This is a genomic window from Stenotrophomonas sp. MYb57 (genome assembly GCF_002966815.1).
Classification (GTDB): domain Bacteria; phylum Pseudomonadota; class Gammaproteobacteria; order Xanthomonadales; family Xanthomonadaceae; genus Stenotrophomonas; species Stenotrophomonas indicatrix.
Map to the genome: position 1 here is coordinate 2,488,683 of NZ_CP023271.1, position 17,820 is coordinate 2,506,502.

The window sequence follows — 17,820 nt, forward strand, 5'->3', positions numbered from 1 at the left end:
ATCAGGCGTCCTGCGCGTCTTCGATCTGCCGGGATGGGTCGGTCAACCCCATCTCGTGCAGCACGCGGATGGCCTGCGCGCGATTGCGTACGCCCAGTCGTCCCATGATGCGGGTCATGTGTGCCTTGACCGTGCGCAACTGCACGCCCAGCCGGTCGGCGATCTGCTTGTTGAGCAGCCCTTCGGCCACCAGGCTCAGCACCTTGTACTGATGCGCGGACAGGCTGGACAAGCGCGCGGCAAGATCGGCGTCCTTGCTGAAGGGCGCCACCCGCGCCACCGGCTCGCGCAGCAGCGCCGGTATCCAGCGCTCACCTTCCAGCACGGTCTGCAGTGCGGACTGCAGGTCGGTCAGGCCGGAGCTCTTGGGCAGGTACCCGGCTGCGCCCAGGTCGATGGCGCGGCGGATCACGTGCGGCTCTTCATTGGCCGAAACGATGATGATCGCCAGCCCCGGTTGCAGCGCACGTATGGTCGCCAGTCCGGCCAGGCCGTGGTTGCCCGGCATGTGCAGGTCCAGCAGCATCAGATCGATCTGCTGGTTCTCGATCGCTTCGAGCACGCCGTGCAGCGAATCGGCCTCGCTGATCTGCAGGTCAGCCACCGCTTCTTCAGCGGCGCGATGCAGCGCCGCGCGGAACAAGGGGTGGTCATCGGCGATGAGCAGGGTCGGCATGTCCAGCCGAGGTTAGCAAATCGCCTGCGCCTGGGCACGGGTACCAAGGTACGCTGGCGTGCGCCGCCCGGATGGTTAGGGTGGAGCAATGAACATCCACCGCCCCGTCATGCTGCTGTGCGCCGTGCTGCCATTGCTTCTGGGCAGCATCTCCAGCACCCACGCCGCCCCGCCCCGCCCCACTACCGCTGTTCCGGTGTTCGAGCAGTGGCGGGAAACCGTGCATCGCGGCAGCGACGAACTGCTGACCGCAGGCCTGGGCATCGACGCCCTGCGCTCGGCCACCGCGCCGGCGTTTGCCAACCCGGCCCAGCCCACGGCCGAGGAAGCACGGCGTCGTGCGATCTGGAGCAGCTGGCGCGGCATCGCCGACCTGACACCCGGCGGCGGCTTTGGCGATGTCTACGGCAGCCTGCAGGCGGTACCCGGGCGCGAGTTCTCCGCCTATGCGCGCGTTCCCGGCGCGCGCCATCCCCACCGCGTGCTGGTGCAGGTGCCCGACAGCTTCGACGCCGCGCGGCGCTGCCTGGTCGTCGCGGCATCTTCCGGCTCGCGTGGCATCCATGGCGCGATCGCGGTTGCCGGCAGCTGGGGCCTGGCACATGGCTGCGCGGTCGCCTATACCGACAAGGGCGCCGGCAGTGATTACTACGATCTGGACGCCAAGGCCGGCTTCCAGGCGGACGGCACGCCAGCCAGCCACGGTGCGTTGGCCTTCATTCCTGCGGGTGCGACAGCCGCGCAGGGAATCGCCTTCAAACATGCCCATTCGGGTGACAACCCGGAAGCAGACTGGGGACGCCATCTGCTGCAGGCGCTGCAGTTCGGCCTGCAGGCGCTGGACCGCGCCTATCCGCAATCGGCCCCGTTCACTGCGGCCAATACACGCACGCTGGGCGTGGGCGTATCCAATGGCGGTGGCGCCGTGCTGCGCGCGGCGGAGATCGAAGGCGACTGGTTCGATGCAATGGTGGCCGGCGAACCCAATGTCTCGGTGGCCGGCGCACCAGCGTTGTATGACTTCGTCACCCAGGCCGCGTTGCTGATGCCCTGCGCCCTGCTGACGGAGGACGATCTACCACAACCGCCGATGCGGGCGCAGGCCGTGCCAGGGTGGACCCAGCGATGTGCCACGCTGAAATCCGCTGGGTTGGTGCAAGGCGATGACACTGCAGCACAGGCACGGTCGGCACGGCAGCAGCTGCTCGACGCGGGTTTGAGCGCCGATGCACTTCGCGCCGGTGCATTCTCCACCGGTTTCGATCTGTGGCGCGCCATCGCAGCGACCTACTCGTCAGCCTATGGACGCTACGCCACGGGCGAACATCCCTGCGCGTACAGCTTCTCGGCCGCCGGCACCGACGGCAGACCCCACGCGGCCACGGCCGAGGTTCGTGCAACCTGGTGGAGCGAGGGCAGTGGCATCCCGCCGGGCAGCGGCGTGGTTCTGGTGGACGGCAATGCCACCGGGGCGGCAGCTGATCCGCTGCGTGGCCTGCGCTGCTTGCGCGCACTTGGCGAGAGTGACAGCGCCGACGCCCGACGGGTACGCGCCGGCATCGCCGCAGCGACTGCCAAGGCGCCGCGTCGCGGCCTGCCGATCGTGGTCATCCATGGCCTGGACGACGGGCTGGTACCGATCAGTATGACCAGTGATCGCTACGTGCCACTTGCCCGCAAAGCCGGGGCGCAGATCGCCTATTGGCGGGTGAACAAGGCACAGCACTTCGACTCGCTGCTGGCCTTCCCGGACTACCGGAAGCGCTACGTCCCGCTGCTGCCCTACCTGTTCGCGGCGATGGACCAGGTGTGGGAACACCTTGAAGATCCAGCGCGAGCGCTGCCGCAGGATGCACTCATCCAGCCGAGCCCACGCGCGGAAGCGCCGCTGCTGCGCGAGCAGCTGTCCATTCCCGCGCCCCCCGGCCGCTGACGCGCCGCCCCATCAGGAAGATCACATGTCATTCGCCACCGCCGCAGACGCGCCCGCCGCCGAGCCTCATGCCTACCCCCTGCTGATCAAGCAACTGCTGCTGACACCTCTGGCAGTGCGTCCACGGCAGGAGATCGTCTACGGCGACAAGGTCCGCTTCGACTACCGCACCCTGCAGGCGCGCATCGGCCAGTTGGCCGGGCTGCTGACCTCACTCGGGGTAAAGCGCGGCGATACCGTGGCAGTGATGGACTGGGACAGCAACCGCTACCTGGAGAGCTATTTCGCCGTGCCGATGATCGGAGCGGTGCTGATGATGGTGAACATCCGCCTGGCGCCCGAGCAGATTGCCTATACGCTCAATCACAGCGGTGCGCGGGTGATCCTGGCCAACCGCGAGTTCCTGCCGGTGCTGGACGCCATCGAAGAACAGCTGCCGGACGTGCGCACGCGCATCCTGCTGGATGATGATGAGGGCCCGCTGCCAGCGGGTTTCGTGACCGAGTATGAGGCCGGGCTGCGCGAGGCCACGCCCATCACCCGCTTCCCGGACTTCGACGAGAACACCCGCGCCACCACGTTCTATACGACCGGCACCACTGGCCTGCCCAAAGGCGTGTACTTCAGCCATCGGCAACTGGTACTGCACTCGCTTGCGGCGATGGCAGCCCTCGGCAGCGCGTCCAGCCAGGGCCGCCTGCACCGCGACGATGTCTACATGCCGATCACGCCGATGTTCCATGTCCATGCCTGGGGCATGCCGTACGTGGCCACGCTGCTGGGCATCAAGCAGGTCTACCCCGGTCGCTACCTGCCGGGCGCGTTGCTGGCGCTGATCGCCCGCGAGAAGGTGACGTTCTCGCACTGCGTGCCGACCATCCTGCATATGCTGCTGGGCCATCCCGCCGCTGCCGATACCGACCTGCGCAACTGGAAGGTGATCATCGGCGGTGCGGCACTACCGCGGGCACTGGCGCAGCAGGCACTGGCCCGTGGCATCGACATCTTCGGCGGCTACGGCATGTCCGAAACCTGCCCGCTGCTCACCCTCGCGCAGATCGATGCCGACGCCGTGGACGGCCCGGATGAGGAGCTGTCCCTGCGCACCAAGGCCGGCATTCCGGTGCCATTGGTGGATCTGCGCATCGTCGACGAACGCATGAATGATGTTGCCCACGATGGCATCGCCACCGGGGAAGTGGTGGTGCGCACGCCCTGGCTCACTCAGGGCTATCTGCACAATCCGGACGCTTCGACGGCGTTATGGGCCGGCGGTTACCTGCACACCGGGGACATCGGCAACATCGATGGCAGCGGCTACCTGCGCGTGACCGACCGCATCAAGGATGTGATCAAGACCGGTGGCGAGTGGATCTCCTCGCTCGCCCTGGAGGACATCATCGCCCTGCATCCGGCGGTCAACGAGGTTGCGGTGATCGGCATCAGCGATACGAAATGGGGCGAACGACCGCTGCCGTTGGTGGTCCGGCAGCACGGCAGCGATGTGACCGAGGCGGAGATCATCGAACTGGTCGCAGCACGCAGCCGCTCCGGTGATATCTCCCGCTACGCGATTCCCGACCGCGTCAGCTTCGTCGATTCGCTGGAACGCACCAGCGTGGGCAAGATCAACAAGAAGAAGCTGCGCAGCCTGCATGATGTGGGCGCAGCCACCGACGCAGGTTGACGCTGCGGCCTGCGGCCAACGGAGTGTCACTTCGTTCTTCTGCTTGATCGCCCGGCGCGCCCGCCCCGCTGGCGCCGTGGAGGATCCAGCAGATCCATCAGCCTGAGCTGGTTGTCGGTGCAGGAAATGCCCTCAGGACGCTGGGTGACACCCTCGATGATGCCCAGCAGGCGCGCTTCGTTCTCCTGCAGTTGCAGGATCAAGCGCCGGATCTCGGCCAGGCGCCTGCCCAGCGACTCGACCAGGCCTTGGTGATCGCACGCCTGCGTGCCCCCAGGCAGGAAATGCCGGATCTCATCAAGTGAGAAGCCGACGCGTTGCGCGTTGTCGATGATCTGCAGCACGCCCAATACGTCCGGGGAATAGATCCGGTAGCCGTTGCTCCCCCTGGGCGGCGCGCTGATCAGGCCTTCGGCCTCATAGAACCGGATACGCGATGGGGCCAGGCCCGTGGCCTTGGCCAGATCCCCGATTTTCATCCTGCCACTGCCCCTTGACCTTAAAGTTGACTTTAAACATACACTGCCGCGACCGTCAGCGTGAGAGGTTGCCGACGGCGGTCTGGCGAGCACCCGCGCGGCACTGAAATGCGGGCGCCCTGGGCTGAACTTCCACCCCGGGCGATCAGAGGCCCAGACGCCCAAGGAAAAGAGATGCAGACCATTCTGGGAGCAAACGGCCAGATCGCCCAGGAACTGGCGCGCGCGTTGAGGCGCACCTACACCGACGACCTTCGCCTGGTGAGCCGCACGCCGCGGCTGGTCAACACGGGCGACCAGCTTGTGCCGGCGGACCTGCTGGACGCAGAGCAGACGCTGAAAGCCGTTGAAGGCAGCGACATCGTCTATTTCACCGCAGGGCTGCCGCCGGATTCAGGGCTCTGGGAGCGGCAGTTTCCTTCCATGCTGAAGAACGCACTGGATGCCGCCGTCACCACCGGCGCTGCATTTGCGTACTTCGACAATACCTACATGTATCCGCAGACGGCGGCTCCGCAGACCGAGGACACCGCGTTCGCGCCCGCGGGCAGGAAGGCACGCGTGCGCGCAGAGATGGCGCGCATGGTCCTGGATGAGATGGCAGCCGGGCGCATCGCCGTCACCATCGCCCGAGCACCGGAATTCTATGGCCCGGGCAGCACGCAGAGCTTCACCAATGCCCTCGTCATCGACAGGCTGAAGGCTGGCAAGTCGCCGCGGGTGCCACTGCGCGACGATACCCTCAGAACGCTGATCTGGACGCCCGACGCCAGTCGCGCGCTCGCACTGCTGGGCAATACGCCCGACGCGCAGAACCAGACGTGGCATCTGCCCTGCAGTGAGCCGAGATTGACCTATGCCCAGTTCGCCACCCTCGCCTGCACTGTGTTCGGCAGGCCGGACACCCATGCCACCCTCGGCAGGACTGCGCTGTACATCGCCGGCCTGTTCTCGAAAGGTGCGCGCGAGATTCGAGAGCTGCTGCCGCGCTATGAGCATGACAATCGCTTCGAATCCGGAAAGTTCAAGCAGCGCTTTCCCGACTTTCCCGTCACCAGCTACGACGCAGGACTGCGGCAGATCAAGCACGAATGGGAAACCGGAAAATAAGCCAGAGGCGTATCTGATGAACCGTCGCATCCTTCATGTTGTCACCAACGTCGCGCATTACGATGACCCCAGCCACAGGACCGGGCTCTGGTTGTCGGAACTGACGCATGCCTACGACCTGTTCGCCGGGCAAGGCCATGAACAGCACCTGGTCAGCCCGCGCGGCGGGCACTCACCGCTTGAGCCGCACTCGCTGAAATGGCCGGCGCTGGACCATTCGGCGAAGGCATGGCTGCAGGATCCGGCGCGCATGGCACTGCTGGACAACACGCTCGCCCCCGACAACGTCGACGCTGCCGCGTACGACGCGATCTACTTCACCGGTGGGCATGCGGTGATGTGGGATTTCCCGGACAGCGAGGGCATCCAGAAAATCACGCGGGACATCCATGAGCAGGGCGGAATCGTCTCGGCGGTCTGCCACGGCTATTGCGGCCTGCTCAATACCCGGCTGAGCGATGGGCAACTGCTGGTGCAGGGCCGGCGGGTAACAGGATTCTCCTGGGCCGAGGAAATCCTGGCGGGTGTTTCCAGGCAGATGCCGTACAACGCGCAGGCGGAAATGTCCCGGCGAGGAGCGCTGTACGAGAAGGGACTACTGCCGTTCGTGCCGAAGGTGGTTGTCGATGGCAGGCTGGTCACCGGCCAGAATCCGCAGTCGGCCAAGGCGACGGCAAAAGCGGTTGCGGCGCTGCTGCGCACGTCCGGCTAGCACTGACACTGCCTTTCAGCGCTGCGTCCTCCAGCACGTCCTGGCGCTGGAAGGCGCAGCTCAGCGGCTGGACGCAGCTGGCAACCGGGCCAGCAGATCCGCCCGGCATGCATCCAGGATTTCGTCCGCCAGCGGCGATTCGTCCGGACAGGACCTCGACAGCACCAGCGCGCCGACCGCTTGAGCCATCAGCGCAATACTGCGCGCACGCGCCGCATCGTGCGGATCGCGCTGCGCCTGCCCCTCCTGCGTGGCACGTGTTGCCAGCCTGGCCTCGATGCCGGCCGCAAAGGCAGCCTTGACCGCGTCCGTCTGCCGCGCCGCATCGGTGCACAGCGCCGCCAGCGTGCAACCCTGGCCGGGCCCGTCGCGATGCGCGCGGGACAGGTACTCGCTCACGAATGCCTGCACATCCAGATCAGCCACCGCTGCAGCCGAGCTGGTCAGGCCGCAGGCGGCTGCTTCGGCCATCAGGTCGGCCTTCGAGCCGAAATGCTTGTAGAAGCCGCCATGGGTGAAGCCAGCGGCGGCCATCAGGTCGGCCACGCCAACGCCGTCGTAGCCGCGCTCGCGGAACAGCGTGGAGGCGGTTTCGACGATGTGTGCCCGGTTGGCCTGAGCCTGTGCCTTGGTGACCTTCATGAGCCTTCGCCCTTGGGAGTCCTGTCGCGTGTGGAGGGCACTTTAACACACATAGATTATATTCATCATCAAACCATTGACATCAATGATGATGGTCATCATCATTGATCCAGACCCCTCCTCCGTAGACGAGCCCACCCTCCCATGTCCGACGCCACGCTTTTCCAGCCCTATCCCCTCGGCCCGCTGACGCTGGCCAACCGCATCGTGATGGCACCGCTGACGCGCAACCGCGCCGGCCAGGGCCTGGTGCCCAGTCCGCTGGCGAGCACCTACTACGCCCAGCGCGCATCAGCCGGCCTGATCATCACCGAAGCCACCCAGGTCTCGGCGCAGGCGCAGGGCTACCAGGACACCCCGGGGCTGTACACGCAGGACCAGATCGACGGCTGGCGCACCGTCACCGATGCGGTGCACGCACGCGGCGGGCACATCTTCGTGCAGCTGTGGCACGTCGGCCGCATCTCGCACGTCGACCTGCAGCCCGGCAACGCCGCGCCGGTTTCCGCCTCGGCCCTCCGCGCGCAGACCAAGACCTTCGTCAACAATGGTTTCGTCGATGTGTCCGAGCCGCGCGCCCTGGACATCGACGAGCTGCCCGCCATCGTCGACGATTTCCGCCAAGCCGCTGCCAACGCCATCGCAGCGGGTTTTGACGGCGTGGAGATCCACGGCGCCAACGGCTACCTGCTCGAACAGTTCATCAAGGACGGGGCCAACCAGCGCACCGACGCGTATGGCGGCTCGGTCGAGAACCGTGCCCGCCTCCTGCTTGAGGTGACCGCTGCGGTGGCGCGCGAAATCGGCGCTGACCGCACCGGCGTGCGCATTTCGCCGGTGTCGCCGGCCAATGCCATTTCCACCGTCAGCGATCCGCAGCCCCAGTACGACTACATCGTCGATCAACTCAGCGCACTGGGCATTGTCTACCTGCATGTGGTCGAGGGCGCCACGGGTGGCCCGCGCGATGTGGCACCGTTCGACTTCGATGGGCTGCGCCGTCGCTTCAACGGCACCTACCTGGCCAACAACGGCTACGACCTGCAGCTGGCCAGCGCCCGTGTATCCGAAGGCAAGGCCGATCTGGTCGCCTTCGGTCGCCCGTTCATCAGCAACCCCGATCTGGTCGAGCGCCTCAAGCGCGGCGCCGCGCTGGCGGCACTGAACCCGGCCACGCTGTATGGCGGTGGCGCCGAAGGCTACACCGACTACCCCACCCTGGCTGAAGCGCACGCGCAGTAACGCGGCCGCCCGCATCCGACACGTCCCCCGTCCAGAGAAGCCCATCATGTCCGTCCTCCCTTCCGTCCTCATCACCGGCGCTTCCAGCGGCATCGGTGCCACCTATGCCGACCGCTTCGCGCGGCGCGGGCATGACCTCGTCCTGGTCGCGCGTGACAGCGCCCGACTGGAAGCACTCGCCGCGCGACTGCGCCAAGAGACCGGCGTGGCGGTGGACATACTGCCGGCCGATCTCACCCAGGCTGACGCGCTGGCCACGGTCGAGGCACGGCTGCGCGACGATGCGCGCATCGGCATCCTCATCAACAATGCCGGTATCGCCCAGTCCGGCGACTTCCTCGCACAGTCGGCCGACGCCATCGAACGCCTGGTCACCCTGAACACCACCGCGCTCACGCGCCTGGCCGCCGCTATTGCGCCGCGGCTGGTCGGTGCCGGCAACGGCGCGATCGTCAACATCGGATCGGTGGTTGGCCTTGCACCGGAGTTCGGCATGACCGTGTACGGCGCGAGCAAGGCGTACGTACTGTTCCTGTCGCAGGGCCTGAGCCAGGAACTGGCCCCGAAGGGCGTCCATGTGCAGGCGGTGCTGCCCGCTGCCACGCGCACCGAGATCTGGGAACGCGCCGGTATCGACATCACCACGCTTGCTGAAGTGATGGACGTGGGCGAACTGGTCGATGCAGCGCTGGTCGGCTTCGATCGTCGCGAAACGGTGACCATTCCGCCGCTGCACGTGGCCGAACGCTGGGACACGCTGGATGGCGCACGTCAGGCCCTGCTCGGCGACATCCGCCAGGCGCACGCCGCAGAGCGCTACCGCACCGGCGCCTGAGGCCGGCCTCCGTTGCATCCACCCGGCCCCATCACTGCAGGAACCGTCCGCCATGAAAGCCTTCATCATTGACCGCTACAGCAGCAAGGACGTCGGCCGCATCGCCGACGTGCCCGAGCCGCATGTGGGCGACGACGATGTCCTGATCCGGGTTCATGCCGCAGGCGTGAATGCACTGGACAGCAAGATCAGGCACGGCGAGTTCAAACAGATCCTGCCCTATCGCTTTCCGTTGATCCTGGGCAACGATGTGGCCGGGACGGTGGTGCGGGTCGGCGATCGCGCAGGCCCGTTCAAACCGGGCGACCAGGTGTATGCCCGCCCGGACGATGATCGCATCGGCGGATTTGCCGAGTACATCGCGGTCAAGGCCTCTTCGGCAGCACCAATACCGAAGAACCTTGGCATGGTCGAGGCGGCCGCCCTGCCACTTGTGGCACTGACCGCCTGGCAGGTGCTGGTCGAAACCGCAGCACTGAAGAAGGGACAGCGGGTCTTCATCCAGGCCGGCTCCGGTGGCGTCGGCACGATTGCGATCCAGCTTGCCAAGCACCTGGGCGCCTTCGTCGCCACCACCACCAGCACGGCCAACGTTGTCTGGGTGAAGGCACTGGGTGCGGACGTCGTCATCGATTACCGGCAGCAGGACTTCGCTGCCGTGCTGCGTGACTACGACGTGGTCCTCAACAGCCTCGGCAGCGACGAACTCGATCGATCCCTCGGCATCCTCAAGCCCGGCGGTCACCTGATTTCCATTTCCGGGCCACCCACGCCGGCATTCGGTGCGGCAAGAGGACTGGCCTGGCCGCTTCGGCAGGTGCTGCGCCTGTTGAGCCTTCGCATCCGCCGCAAGGCCGCGCGCAGGAACATCCGGTACAGCTTCGTGTTCATGCGTGCTGATGGGCAACAGCTGGAACAGGTCACGGCACTGGTCGAGTCAGGCGCCCTGCGCCCGGTGGTGGACACGGTCTTTCCCTTCGAGGAAACCGGCAGAGCATTGGCCTACATGGACGGCGGCCGCGCCAAGGGCAAGGTGGTGGTGCAGATGGTGCACTCACAGCACGTGCAGCCCTGAGGAGGCAGCATCGGGCCCGCTGCTTTCAACAGCACCGAAGCCCTCGCCCATTGCTGCTCCGCGCCGTCACCGCGGTGGCGCTGCAGGAATCGACGGAGCCGGCGTTTTGGGCGCGGTCGTGCCGGCGGCCGCATATTCACGCGCCTTGACGCGGAACGGGGCGATGCATCCGGCAAGGCTGATGCAGATGGAAAGAGAAAGTGCGATCAAAGCCAGAGTCTTCATCGAGGTGCCAGGTTGCGGGGGGTGTGTTTGCAGCGCCATGGTCAGGTGCTCGAGGCTGCAAGTCCATCTCCATCTGCCAACACTGGCCCGTACCATCAGGACCCATATCCTCCTCTGCCCGACGCCTGTATCCGGGCAGCACCGATCGCGCCCTTACCCGCCTCTGGGCGCGTGCTAGGCTGGCCCAGCAGAACCTGCGCACGATATCCCCGCTGCACTCCCCTCCGGGCCGACTTCGATGAAGAACCCTCGCCTGCCTGCCTCCCAGCCGAACAGTGCATTGGACGGTCCGTCGCCCGACCTGTTCGTCGCCCTGCGGGATCTGCTGCTCACCTACAAGGCCGATCTTCTGGTGGTACACGATGATGCTGGTCACTTCTACGCCAATTGCAGGAACGCAGACGCCAAGGGCAAGGCGCAGTTCTTCGGCGCGGTGAAGGCATCGGGCCGCAGGCATTCATTCCACTTCATGCCCGTCTACACCTTTCCCGAGCTTCTGGTGGGCATCAGCCCGGCCCTGAAGAAGCATATGCAAGGAAAGTCCTGCTTCAACTTCGATGCCTGGGACCCGGCTCTTCTGCGTGAGCTGTAGATGCTGGTTGAGCAAGGCTTAGTCCGCTACAGGACGGCCGGCAAGCTTTGAGCGCAACACGCGGTCCGCAGGTGTCTTCTGGTGTCCTCAGCTGGATCTGACAGGATGGCAGGAGGCCCCGCACGCTGCAGCACGGCACAACACGTAGTGTCAGATACAGGCCCAGGCCAGCCATCCGCCCAGTGGCAACACGGCCAGCAGGGCGAGCACGCCAAGGCAGCCGCCGTTGCTGTTGCTGGTGGTGGATGTGAAATCGCTCCGAGCGTCGCCGCTTCTCCGCTCGGACGGCGGCTGTGACTGCAGCCACTGGCGATGGCAGGCCTGGCAGAAGAACCGGGTCTTGCCATTGCGCCAGGCGTTGCTGGTGCGATCATTGTGGTGAGCGGCGTTGCCGCAGCGACCGCACTTGAAGATCCGCGAAGGTGGCTGTCGCTTCCTGTTGAACAGGGCCAGCACTACCACCAGCGCGATGGCGGCTGCCGCTGTGCCGATCAGCGTTTCCGGCCCCATCGAATACTCCATGCGTCATGAATGCGAACAGCGTAACCAACGCAAGCAGGCGCCCGCAACGACGGGCGCCCGCTTGCAACTCAATGCAACGGCACCTTCAGCACCGATGGTGCGGACGCGGGCGAACTGAAGGTCACCGCCCCGCCCAACTGGCTGATGCCTGCATAGCGCAGGTCCACCGTATCGACCACCAGCGTCAGCCGGCTGCCCGCCGGAATGTTCCAGCTGCTCGCTTCCAGGCGCAGATCGAGGGTGGTCGCCTGGCCGGGCGCAACGCCTCGCAGGGTGTAGGGCTTGTGGCTGATCAGCTGGCCATTGCCCAGCACATCTTCCGCGTACAGATAGGCATACAGCGTGGTGTTGGCGCGGCTGGGAGTGACGGTCACGCGCACTTCCGGCGCGCCGTCCAGGCGGCGTGCGTTCCAGTACACCGGCCCCTGCCAGACGCCGGCGGCGTTGCGCCCGATGAAAGGCACGTACGCACCCGGCGGAAGGTTGATCATCTGCAGCGAGCCGGACACCATCGCCACGCCGGAATTGGCGGCGGTCCCCAGGCCGCTGCCGATGCGGTAGTTCCAGCCATTGCTGCGCCCGTTTTCAACCAGCCCCCCGGTGGGCAGAAGCAGGCCGCCGGGTGCGGTCAACGCGTAGCTGACCGCACCACTGTTGGTCGCCTGCCAGTTCGGGTAGCTGCTCCAGCTGCCCTTCTGCGACTTCAGCTGCACCGCCGGCTCGCGGTCGATGCCGTTGGCCACGCCCTTGAGGTAATGGTCGAACCAGTCACCCGCCGAGTCGTAGACCTCGTTGGGAATGCCCAGTGCGCCCAAGGCCTCGTTGAGGGCATGGTCGCCGTGGCGCAGTTGCAGCTGCTTGGGGCCTTTCAGCTGGTTGAAGAAATCCACCAGCTGACCCGGCGGGAACAGGCTGTCGTTGAAGGCGTTGGCCAGGAACACGGCCGGCTGGTTGGCGTTGATCTCGCTGATGCTCGCAGCGGGGCTGCGGATGGCGGCCACGGGCAGCAGCGATTCCACTGCACCCTGGTAGTTGCCGACCAACACGTTGCGGTTGATCGTGGCCAGCTCGGACCCGGGGCGGCCGGTGACCAGGCCGGCGGCCACCAGCAGCGCGATTCCCTGTGCGCTGGGGGTGTCGTTGGCGTACAGAGACGCCCGCAGGTCGGCCCATCCGCTGAGCGCGGCCACCGCCTTGATGCGGGGATCGCGTGCCGCCGCCAGCAGGCTGGTGCCGGCGCCGTAGGATATGCCCGAGACGCCGATCCGCGCCGGGTCGGCCTGGGTGTTGTCCAGCGCCCAGTCGATCAATGCGCTGACATCCTCGACTGTGGCCGGCCCGGCGATATCGATGGCCCCGCCGGACTCCCAGAAGCCGCGCGAGCTGTAGCTGAGGACCACATAGCCGCGCTTGGCCAGCGACTGTGCCACCCCTACGTACTCCACGCTGGGAACGGCCCAGCTGCTGGGCATCACCAGCAGCGGGTACTTGCCGCCACCTGCGTCCTGAGGCTCGATGACAAAGACCCCGAGGGGCGTGCCATCCCAACTGGGAAGGGTGCGGTGGGTGGTCTTGACCGTGGCAGCCCAGGCGGTGGGCGCCAGTCCGGTCAGCAGGATCAACAGCAGCAATACCTTGCGCATCGTCGTCTCTCCCCGTCGTTGTTGGTGCAACGGGCAGGACCGTACCAGTGCGAATGGTGGCTTACACCTTGCGTTGCAGCATGGGACGCACGTTCGGCACCCCATGCTGCGGGCCCTGATGCGCCTACAGCGTTGCCTGCGCCTGCAGGGTGAACACCCAGCTGTCGGGTCGGCTGGCATAGGCGCCGGGCCGTGCCACGTACTGCACCGCCGGCCGCAGCACCAGCCACGGGGCGACCTGCACGCCGTAGTTCAGCTCGACGAACTGCTCGTTGCTCTGCACATCCTTTCCGGTCAGCTGCTGATGGCGGGCGAGCCGGTCGGAGATGTCCAGCCGGTTCCAGGCCAGGCTGAGCACATCATCTTCGCGCGATGCGATCACGCCACGCCAGCTCACGCCCGCTTCCCACGAGTAGCGCATGAGCCCTGTTTTTGCGTCGGCACGGGTAGCCACGCCGAACACCGAAATGCCGCGCACCGTGTCACCCTCGGGCTTCCACACCCGCTGTGCGGCCTGCACGTACGAACCGCTGCGATGCGAAGCGCGAGGTGCCGTCGGGTCACCGATGTCATCGGCGTTGGAGGTATCCAGGTAGTAGCCGACCTTGTAGGTACCGCCATAGTCCTCTCCGGACTTGCCATGGCTGTAGCCCAGCTCGACCGGCAGGAACAGGCCGGTCTTTCCCTTCGTCGAAACACGGAAACCACTGTTGGCCTGCTTGCGCGTCGGGTTGACGTCGTAGATGCCGGTCTGTGCGTACCAGCCTGAAGGATCATTCCACTTTACCCGCAGACCCCATTGGCCTGTCGGATTGTCCAGCCAGCCAGAACTGTAGATCGGGCCCAGCGGATGCCCGCACTGGCCGTTGTTGTTGAAGTTGCAGGTGTAAGGCAAGCCACCGAAATCGTTGCCCATCGAGTAGAAGCCACCCTTCAGGCTCAACCGCTTGCCCAGCAGCAAACGCTCGTAGGAGAGCTCGTTGAAACGCAGGTTCTGGCCCTGGCCATAGAAGGCCTGGTTCTGGATGTAGGAACCGGTGGATCGTTCGTTGATGGCGTTGCCGAAGCGATCGGAGAACACCACGCGCAGGGTGCCGTCGAAGCCGAATGCCTTGCCGGTGTCGATCGTCGCGCCCAGATCGATGTGCTCGGCGGTGGACCAGCCACTGCCCTTGTAACCATCGCTGTTGACGCCGCTGCCGATCACGATGCGTGCGCTGGGGGTAACGCCGTGGTCCTGCAGCCAGAGGCGCGCTGCCCAATCCGCGCTCAGCGGCGTCTGCGCGACGCTGTCGACCGATTTGTGCTTGGCGGTGGCACCTGATTCGGCAGCCGACACCGACCCGTTGACGATGAAGGCAAGCAGCCCGATGCCGGTCAAGGATACGAAATTCATGCGGCCGCCCTCCGCGCCTTCCGGGTCTTCCAGGCGCGTCGCACCAGCAGCACGATGCCTACCAACGCCAGCACGGCAAGGATGAGCATCGGCAGCCACAAGCGTGCAATCTTCGCCAGAAGTGGCTTCTCGCCGCCGGCACGGGTCAGCGCAACCTGCGCCTCGGTGACCTGGTCGCCCGGCCCGAACTGCGTGCGCACGTAGGTCGCAACCGCTGCGATATCGGCGTCACTCAGGTCCTGTACGAACGAGCCTTTCGAGAAGTGCGGCATCAACGCGTGTTCGCCGTGCACATCGCGGTCAATGCCGCCGATGATGGTGGCGATCAGGTTCTGCGGGCGGGTCATGCCGACGGTAGTGTTGTGCACCAGGGAGGGGTAGTACCCGTCCCTGCTGCCCTCGCCGCGCGAACCGTGGCAGCTTGCACACAGGCCCGAATACAGCACACCGCCCGAGGCCAATGCAGCACTCGTTCCGCGTACCGGCTGCTCACCCGGCGCCGTGGCGGCGTCTCCCCACGCGAAGGCGGCCCGCGTGGCATCAGGGTCGGCCACGGCCGGCACCGTGCGCAGGTAGGCGACGATGGCGGCGATGTCCTCGTCCTGCAGCTTGGACAGGCTGTTGCTCACCGCTTCGGCCATGCCGCCGCCGGCCTGCGCCTTACCGGCGACGCGGCCGGTCTTCAGGTACTGGGCCAGCTCGGCATCGCTCCAACCCCCGATACCGCTGGTGGGGTGGGAGGTGATGTTGGGGGCGTACCAGTCACCCAGCGATCCGCCGGCAAAGGCCTTGCCACCCACTTCCTGCATCATCAGCCCGCGCGGACTGTGGCAGCTGGAGCAGTGCGCCAGACCCTCCACCAGATAGGCGCCGCGATTCCACTGCGCGCTCCTGCCCGCATCGGGGGTGAACGTTTCCTTGTCCAGGAACAGCAGGTTCCACACCGCCATGGACTGGCGGATGCTGAAGGGAAACGGCAGCTCGGTCGCGTGAGCTTCCTCATCGACCGGCGCCACCTCCTTCATGAAGTAGGTATACAGCGCGTGGATGTCCTCGTCGGTCAGCTTGGCATAGGAGGTATAGGGCATCGCCGGATACAGATGGGCGCCATCCTTGCGCACGCCTTCGCGTACCGCCTTGGCGAAATCGTCTTCGCTGTAGAGGCCGATGCCATGGCTTCTGGAGGGCGTGATATTGCTTGCCCATATCTCACCCAGCGGCGAGGCAATCGCGTAGCCGCCTGCGTAGGGTTTGCCCTGCTTGGGGCTGGTGTGGCATGCCACGCAGTCCGCAGCGACCGAGAGGTAGCGCCCACGTTCGGCAACCTCGTCTGCGCGCGCGGATTGGCTGGCGGCAGCCAGCATCATCAGCAGAAGCGAGCAGAAGGTCTTCATGCGGCACGCTCGATGGCATCTGCTGCCTTCAGCGCAAGCGCGGCCATGGTCAAGGTGCTGTTGACCACGCTGGCCGACACCATCGGGCCGCCACCCGGGAGCCACAGGTTGGGATGATCGTGTGCGCGGCAATCGCCATCGACCACCGAATCGCGCGGATCCGCGCCCATGATGGTCGAGCCCATGATGTGGTTGTTGGCGTTGAGCGCCGTGGTGATGACGAATTCCTCGGCGTTGAACAGCGAGCCGATGTGACGCAACTGCTTGCAGGACTCGTCATAGCCCTTGCGGGCGTAGTCGCCCAGCGAGTAGTGGATATCCGGGCAGGCCAGGCCGTGGCCATCGACCCGCGTTTTCGACAGCGTCAACCGATTGCTGGGATCCGGTAAGGGTTCCAGGCTGATCGAAAGATCCACGCCGAAGACCGCACGGCGGCGGATCTCCGCATCCAGCGCGTCGCCGACCAGGCCTTTCTTCAGCGCCTGGTCGGTGGCGATCGCCACCCGGCTGATGTTGTTGAGGATGATCTTGGTGGCCGAGTACTGCGAGCGGAAGGCGCCGTCGCGCGGGCCGACCATGCAGCTGGACTGCGCCGGTCCACGGCCCAGCCAGATCGGCCTGTCGGCAATGAACGAGCAGTGGAAACCGGAATGGTCGAGCATGTTGCGTCCCACCTGGTCGGAACTGTTGGCGATGCCGTTCGGGTTCTGCTCATTGGCGGCGAGCAGCAGTAGACGCGGCGTCTCCAGTGCATTGCACGCAATCACGAAACTACGGCCGGTGGCCTTGTGGCTGACCTTGTTGTTGTCATACCAGTGGATGGCCGTGACCCGGTTCTGCGCGTCGGTATCGATCTTGTAGGCCACTGCTTCGGCCAGCACCTGCGCACCCAGTTTCTCGGCCGCTTCGATGGTATGGATGCCGTTGTACATCGCGCCGATCGGGCAGATCGGCTGGCAGTTGTTGTTGCCGCAGCAGGCGGGCCGGTCGTTCCAGGGCGTGACCATGCGACCCTGCGGAATGGGCACCAGGTTGTAGCCGTGCGGATTGACCACCTCGGCGAACACCTTGTCACCGTTGCCCCAGGGAATCATGTCGGCGAGGTAGGGCCTGGATCGCTCGGAGGGGCTCTGCTTGTCCGGATCATTCGGCCCGGAGACGCCCATCGCCTCCTCGGCGCGGCAGTAATAAGGCTCGATGTCGTCGTAGCTGATCGGCCAGTCGCGCCCCACCCCGTAGGTGCTCTGCATCCTGAAGTCCACCGGCAGGTGGCGCCAGCAGGAGGCGGCCCAGTGCCAGGTGGTGCCACCCACGGCCTTGATGAAGCCCTGATGGAAGCTGCTGGCATCGGGGCCGGTCAGGCCCACGTAGTCATTGGCCGGGAAGTACAGCGGCGCGGTGGCAAGCGGTGACTGCGGATACGGCCCCTGGAAATCACTGCCGATGCGCCGTTCGAAGCTGACGTTGCGCCAGTTCTCGACCACGTCGGAACGATGCAGGCGGGGGCCCGCCTCCAGCACAAGAACCGATTTTCCGGCACGAACCAACTGGTGGGCGATCAATGCGCCGACGACGCCCGAACCGACGATCACAACATCGGCATCGGCGTCGCCATCACGGAAAACCGGAGCTTTCATGAGGGGAATCCATAACAATT

At 65.8% G+C, this 17,820-nt stretch carries 17 protein-coding genes; 8 read left to right on the forward strand and 9 right to left on the reverse strand.

Annotation, left to right across the window (positions count from 1 at the left end):
* Position 1 precedes the first annotated feature (1 nt).
* Positions 2 to 676 carry a response regulator transcription factor gene (locus tag CLM74_RS11400; RefSeq protein WP_099842518.1) on the reverse strand — a complete coding sequence of 225 codons (675 nt, stop codon included), beginning with the start codon at positions 674 to 676 and terminating at the stop codon, positions 2 to 4.
* 88 nt (positions 677 to 764) lie between these two features.
* Here CLM74_RS11400 and CLM74_RS11405 point away from each other — a divergent pair, with 88 nt between their 5' ends.
* The gene (locus tag CLM74_RS11405; RefSeq protein WP_105164101.1) at positions 765 to 2,609 is read left to right on the forward strand and encodes a 3-hydroxybutyrate oligomer hydrolase family protein; all 1,845 of its coding nucleotides are present in this window, start codon (positions 765 to 767) and stop codon (positions 2,607 to 2,609) included.
* A gap of 25 nt (positions 2,610 to 2,634) precedes the next feature.
* On the forward strand, positions 2,635 to 4,296 hold the full coding sequence (locus CLM74_RS11410) for a fatty acid--CoA ligase (protein ID WP_105164102.1): 1,662 nt from the start codon (positions 2,635 to 2,637) through the stop codon (positions 4,294 to 4,296).
* Positions 4,297 to 4,322: 26 nt separating this feature from the next.
* Here the strand turns inward: CLM74_RS11410 and CLM74_RS11415 are convergent, their stop codons facing one another.
* Positions 4,323 to 4,775, reverse strand: coding sequence for a MerR family transcriptional regulator (locus CLM74_RS11415; protein WP_059064246.1), 453 nt, complete (start codon positions 4,773 to 4,775; stop codon positions 4,323 to 4,325).
* Between the two features lie 174 nt (positions 4,776 to 4,949).
* Between CLM74_RS11415 and CLM74_RS11420 the strand changes: the two genes are divergently transcribed.
* Both CLM74_RS11420 and CLM74_RS11425 read left to right on the forward strand, forming a co-directional pair.
* A complete protein-coding gene (locus CLM74_RS11420) occupies positions 4,950 to 5,885 on the forward strand; it encodes an NAD-dependent epimerase/dehydratase family protein (RefSeq protein ID WP_105164103.1) in 936 nt (311 codons plus the stop codon).
* Positions 5,886 to 5,901: 16 nt separating this feature from the next.
* On the forward strand, positions 5,902 to 6,597 hold the full coding sequence (locus CLM74_RS11425) for a type 1 glutamine amidotransferase domain-containing protein (RefSeq protein WP_105164104.1): 696 nt from the start codon (positions 5,902 to 5,904) through the stop codon (positions 6,595 to 6,597).
* Positions 6,598 to 6,657: 60 nt separating this feature from the next.
* Here CLM74_RS11425 and CLM74_RS11430 read toward each other — a convergent pair whose 3' ends face one another.
* Entirely contained in the window at positions 6,658 to 7,239 is a 582-nt protein-coding gene (locus tag CLM74_RS11430) for a TetR family transcriptional regulator (protein WP_105164105.1), read from the reverse strand.
* A gap of 144 nt (positions 7,240 to 7,383) precedes the next feature.
* Here CLM74_RS11430 and CLM74_RS11435 point away from each other — a divergent pair, with 144 nt between their 5' ends.
* The 3 genes from CLM74_RS11435 to CLM74_RS11445 are packed head-to-tail and all read left to right on the forward strand — an operon-like array spanning position 7,384 to position 10,391.
* On the forward strand, positions 7,384 to 8,481 hold the full coding sequence (locus CLM74_RS11435; RefSeq protein ID WP_099784162.1) for an alkene reductase: 1,098 nt from the start codon (positions 7,384 to 7,386) through the stop codon (positions 8,479 to 8,481).
* Positions 8,482 to 8,527: 46 nt separating this feature from the next.
* On the forward strand, positions 8,528 to 9,316 hold the full coding sequence (locus CLM74_RS11440; protein ID WP_105164106.1) for an SDR family oxidoreductase: 789 nt from the start codon (positions 8,528 to 8,530) through the stop codon (positions 9,314 to 9,316).
* Positions 9,317 to 9,368: 52 nt separating this feature from the next.
* Positions 9,369 to 10,391 carry an NADP-dependent oxidoreductase gene (locus CLM74_RS11445; protein ID WP_105164107.1) on the forward strand — a complete coding sequence of 341 codons (1,023 nt, stop codon included), beginning with the start codon at positions 9,369 to 9,371 and terminating at the stop codon, positions 10,389 to 10,391.
* A gap of 66 nt (positions 10,392 to 10,457) precedes the next feature.
* On the opposite strand, the gene CLM74_RS21530 is transcribed toward CLM74_RS11445, so the two are convergent.
* The gene (locus CLM74_RS21530; protein ID WP_154231483.1) at positions 10,458 to 10,616 is read right to left on the reverse strand and encodes a hypothetical protein; all 159 of its coding nucleotides are present in this window, start codon (positions 10,614 to 10,616) and stop codon (positions 10,458 to 10,460) included.
* Between the two features lie 238 nt (positions 10,617 to 10,854).
* On the opposite strand from CLM74_RS21530, the gene CLM74_RS11450 reads away from it, so the two are divergent.
* A complete protein-coding gene (locus tag CLM74_RS11450; RefSeq protein WP_105164108.1) occupies positions 10,855 to 11,208 on the forward strand; it encodes a hypothetical protein in 354 nt (117 codons plus the stop codon).
* A 150-nt stretch (positions 11,209 to 11,358) separates the two neighbouring features.
* Here the strand turns inward: CLM74_RS11450 and CLM74_RS11455 are convergent, their stop codons facing one another.
* The 5 genes from CLM74_RS11455 to CLM74_RS11475 all read right to left on the reverse strand — a co-directional run bounded on the left by CLM74_RS11455 (position 11,359) and on the right by CLM74_RS11475 (position 17,800).
* Complete coding sequence (locus tag CLM74_RS11455) at positions 11,359 to 11,718, reverse strand: hypothetical protein (RefSeq protein ID WP_105164109.1); 360 nt, start codon at positions 11,716 to 11,718, stop codon at positions 11,359 to 11,361.
* Positions 11,719 to 11,798: 80 nt separating this feature from the next.
* Positions 11,799 to 13,373, reverse strand: a complete 1,575-nt coding sequence (locus CLM74_RS11460; protein ID WP_105164110.1) for an alpha/beta fold hydrolase — start codon at positions 13,371 to 13,373, stop codon at positions 11,799 to 11,801.
* Between the two features lie 124 nt (positions 13,374 to 13,497).
* Positions 13,498 to 14,769: a carbohydrate porin gene (locus CLM74_RS11465; protein ID WP_033831149.1), complete on the reverse strand. Its 1,272-nt coding sequence runs from the start codon at positions 14,767 to 14,769 to the stop codon at positions 13,498 to 13,500.
* A complete protein-coding gene (locus CLM74_RS11470) occupies positions 14,766 to 16,163 on the reverse strand; it encodes a cytochrome c (RefSeq protein ID WP_033831150.1) in 1,398 nt (465 codons plus the stop codon). Before CLM74_RS11470 ends, CLM74_RS11465 begins: the two co-directional genes overlap by 4 nt.
* Positions 16,160 to 17,800: a GMC family oxidoreductase gene (locus CLM74_RS11475; RefSeq protein ID WP_032974706.1), complete on the reverse strand. Its 1,641-nt coding sequence runs from the start codon at positions 17,798 to 17,800 to the stop codon at positions 16,160 to 16,162. Before CLM74_RS11475 ends, CLM74_RS11470 begins: the two co-directional genes overlap by 4 nt.
* Between the last annotated feature and the right edge of the window lie 20 nt (positions 17,801 to 17,820).

Bases quoted from the DNA above. Each gene is read 5' to 3' on its own strand.
- CLM74_RS11405 (WP_105164101.1), top strand. From the start codon at position 765: ATGAACATCCACCGCCCCGTCATGCTGCTGTGCGCCGTGCTGCCATTG.
- CLM74_RS11430 (WP_105164105.1), bottom strand. From the start codon at position 7,239: ATGAAGGTCACCAAGGCACAGGCTCAGGCCAACCGGGCACACATCGTC.
- CLM74_RS11470 (WP_033831150.1), bottom strand. From the start codon at position 16,163: ATGAAGACCTTCTGCTCGCTTCTGCTGATGATGCTGGCTGCCGCCAGC.
- CLM74_RS11450 (WP_105164108.1), top strand. From the start codon at position 10,855: ATGAAGAACCCTCGCCTGCCTGCCTCCCAGCCGAACAGTGCATTGGAC.
- CLM74_RS11415 (WP_059064246.1), bottom strand. From the start codon at position 4,775: ATGAAAATCGGGGATCTGGCCAAGGCCACGGGCCTGGCCCCATCGCGT.
- CLM74_RS11440 (WP_105164106.1), top strand. From the start codon at position 8,528: ATGTCCGTCCTCCCTTCCGTCCTCATCACCGGCGCTTCCAGCGGCATC.
- CLM74_RS11455 (WP_105164109.1), bottom strand. From the start codon at position 11,718: ATGGGGCCGGAAACGCTGATCGGCACAGCGGCAGCCGCCATCGCGCTG.
- CLM74_RS21530 (WP_154231483.1), bottom strand. From the start codon at position 10,616: ATGAAGACTCTGGCTTTGATCGCACTTTCTCTTTCCATCTGCATCAGC.
- CLM74_RS11475 (WP_032974706.1), bottom strand. From the start codon at position 17,800: ATGAAAGCTCCGGTTTTCCGTGATGGCGACGCCGATGCCGATGTTGTG.
- CLM74_RS11435 (WP_099784162.1), top strand. From the start codon at position 7,384: ATGTCCGACGCCACGCTTTTCCAGCCCTATCCCCTCGGCCCGCTGACG.
- CLM74_RS11425 (WP_105164104.1), top strand. From the start codon at position 5,902: ATGAACCGTCGCATCCTTCATGTTGTCACCAACGTCGCGCATTACGAT.
- CLM74_RS11420 (WP_105164103.1), top strand. From the start codon at position 4,950: ATGCAGACCATTCTGGGAGCAAACGGCCAGATCGCCCAGGAACTGGCG.
- CLM74_RS11410 (WP_105164102.1), top strand. From the start codon at position 2,635: ATGTCATTCGCCACCGCCGCAGACGCGCCCGCCGCCGAGCCTCATGCC.
- CLM74_RS11465 (WP_033831149.1), bottom strand. From the start codon at position 14,769: ATGAATTTCGTATCCTTGACCGGCATCGGGCTGCTTGCCTTCATCGTC.
- CLM74_RS11445 (WP_105164107.1), top strand. From the start codon at position 9,369: ATGAAAGCCTTCATCATTGACCGCTACAGCAGCAAGGACGTCGGCCGC.
- CLM74_RS11460 (WP_105164110.1), bottom strand. From the start codon at position 13,373: ATGCGCAAGGTATTGCTGCTGTTGATCCTGCTGACCGGACTGGCGCCC.
- CLM74_RS11400 (WP_099842518.1), bottom strand. From the start codon at position 676: ATGCCGACCCTGCTCATCGCCGATGACCACCCCTTGTTCCGCGCGGCG.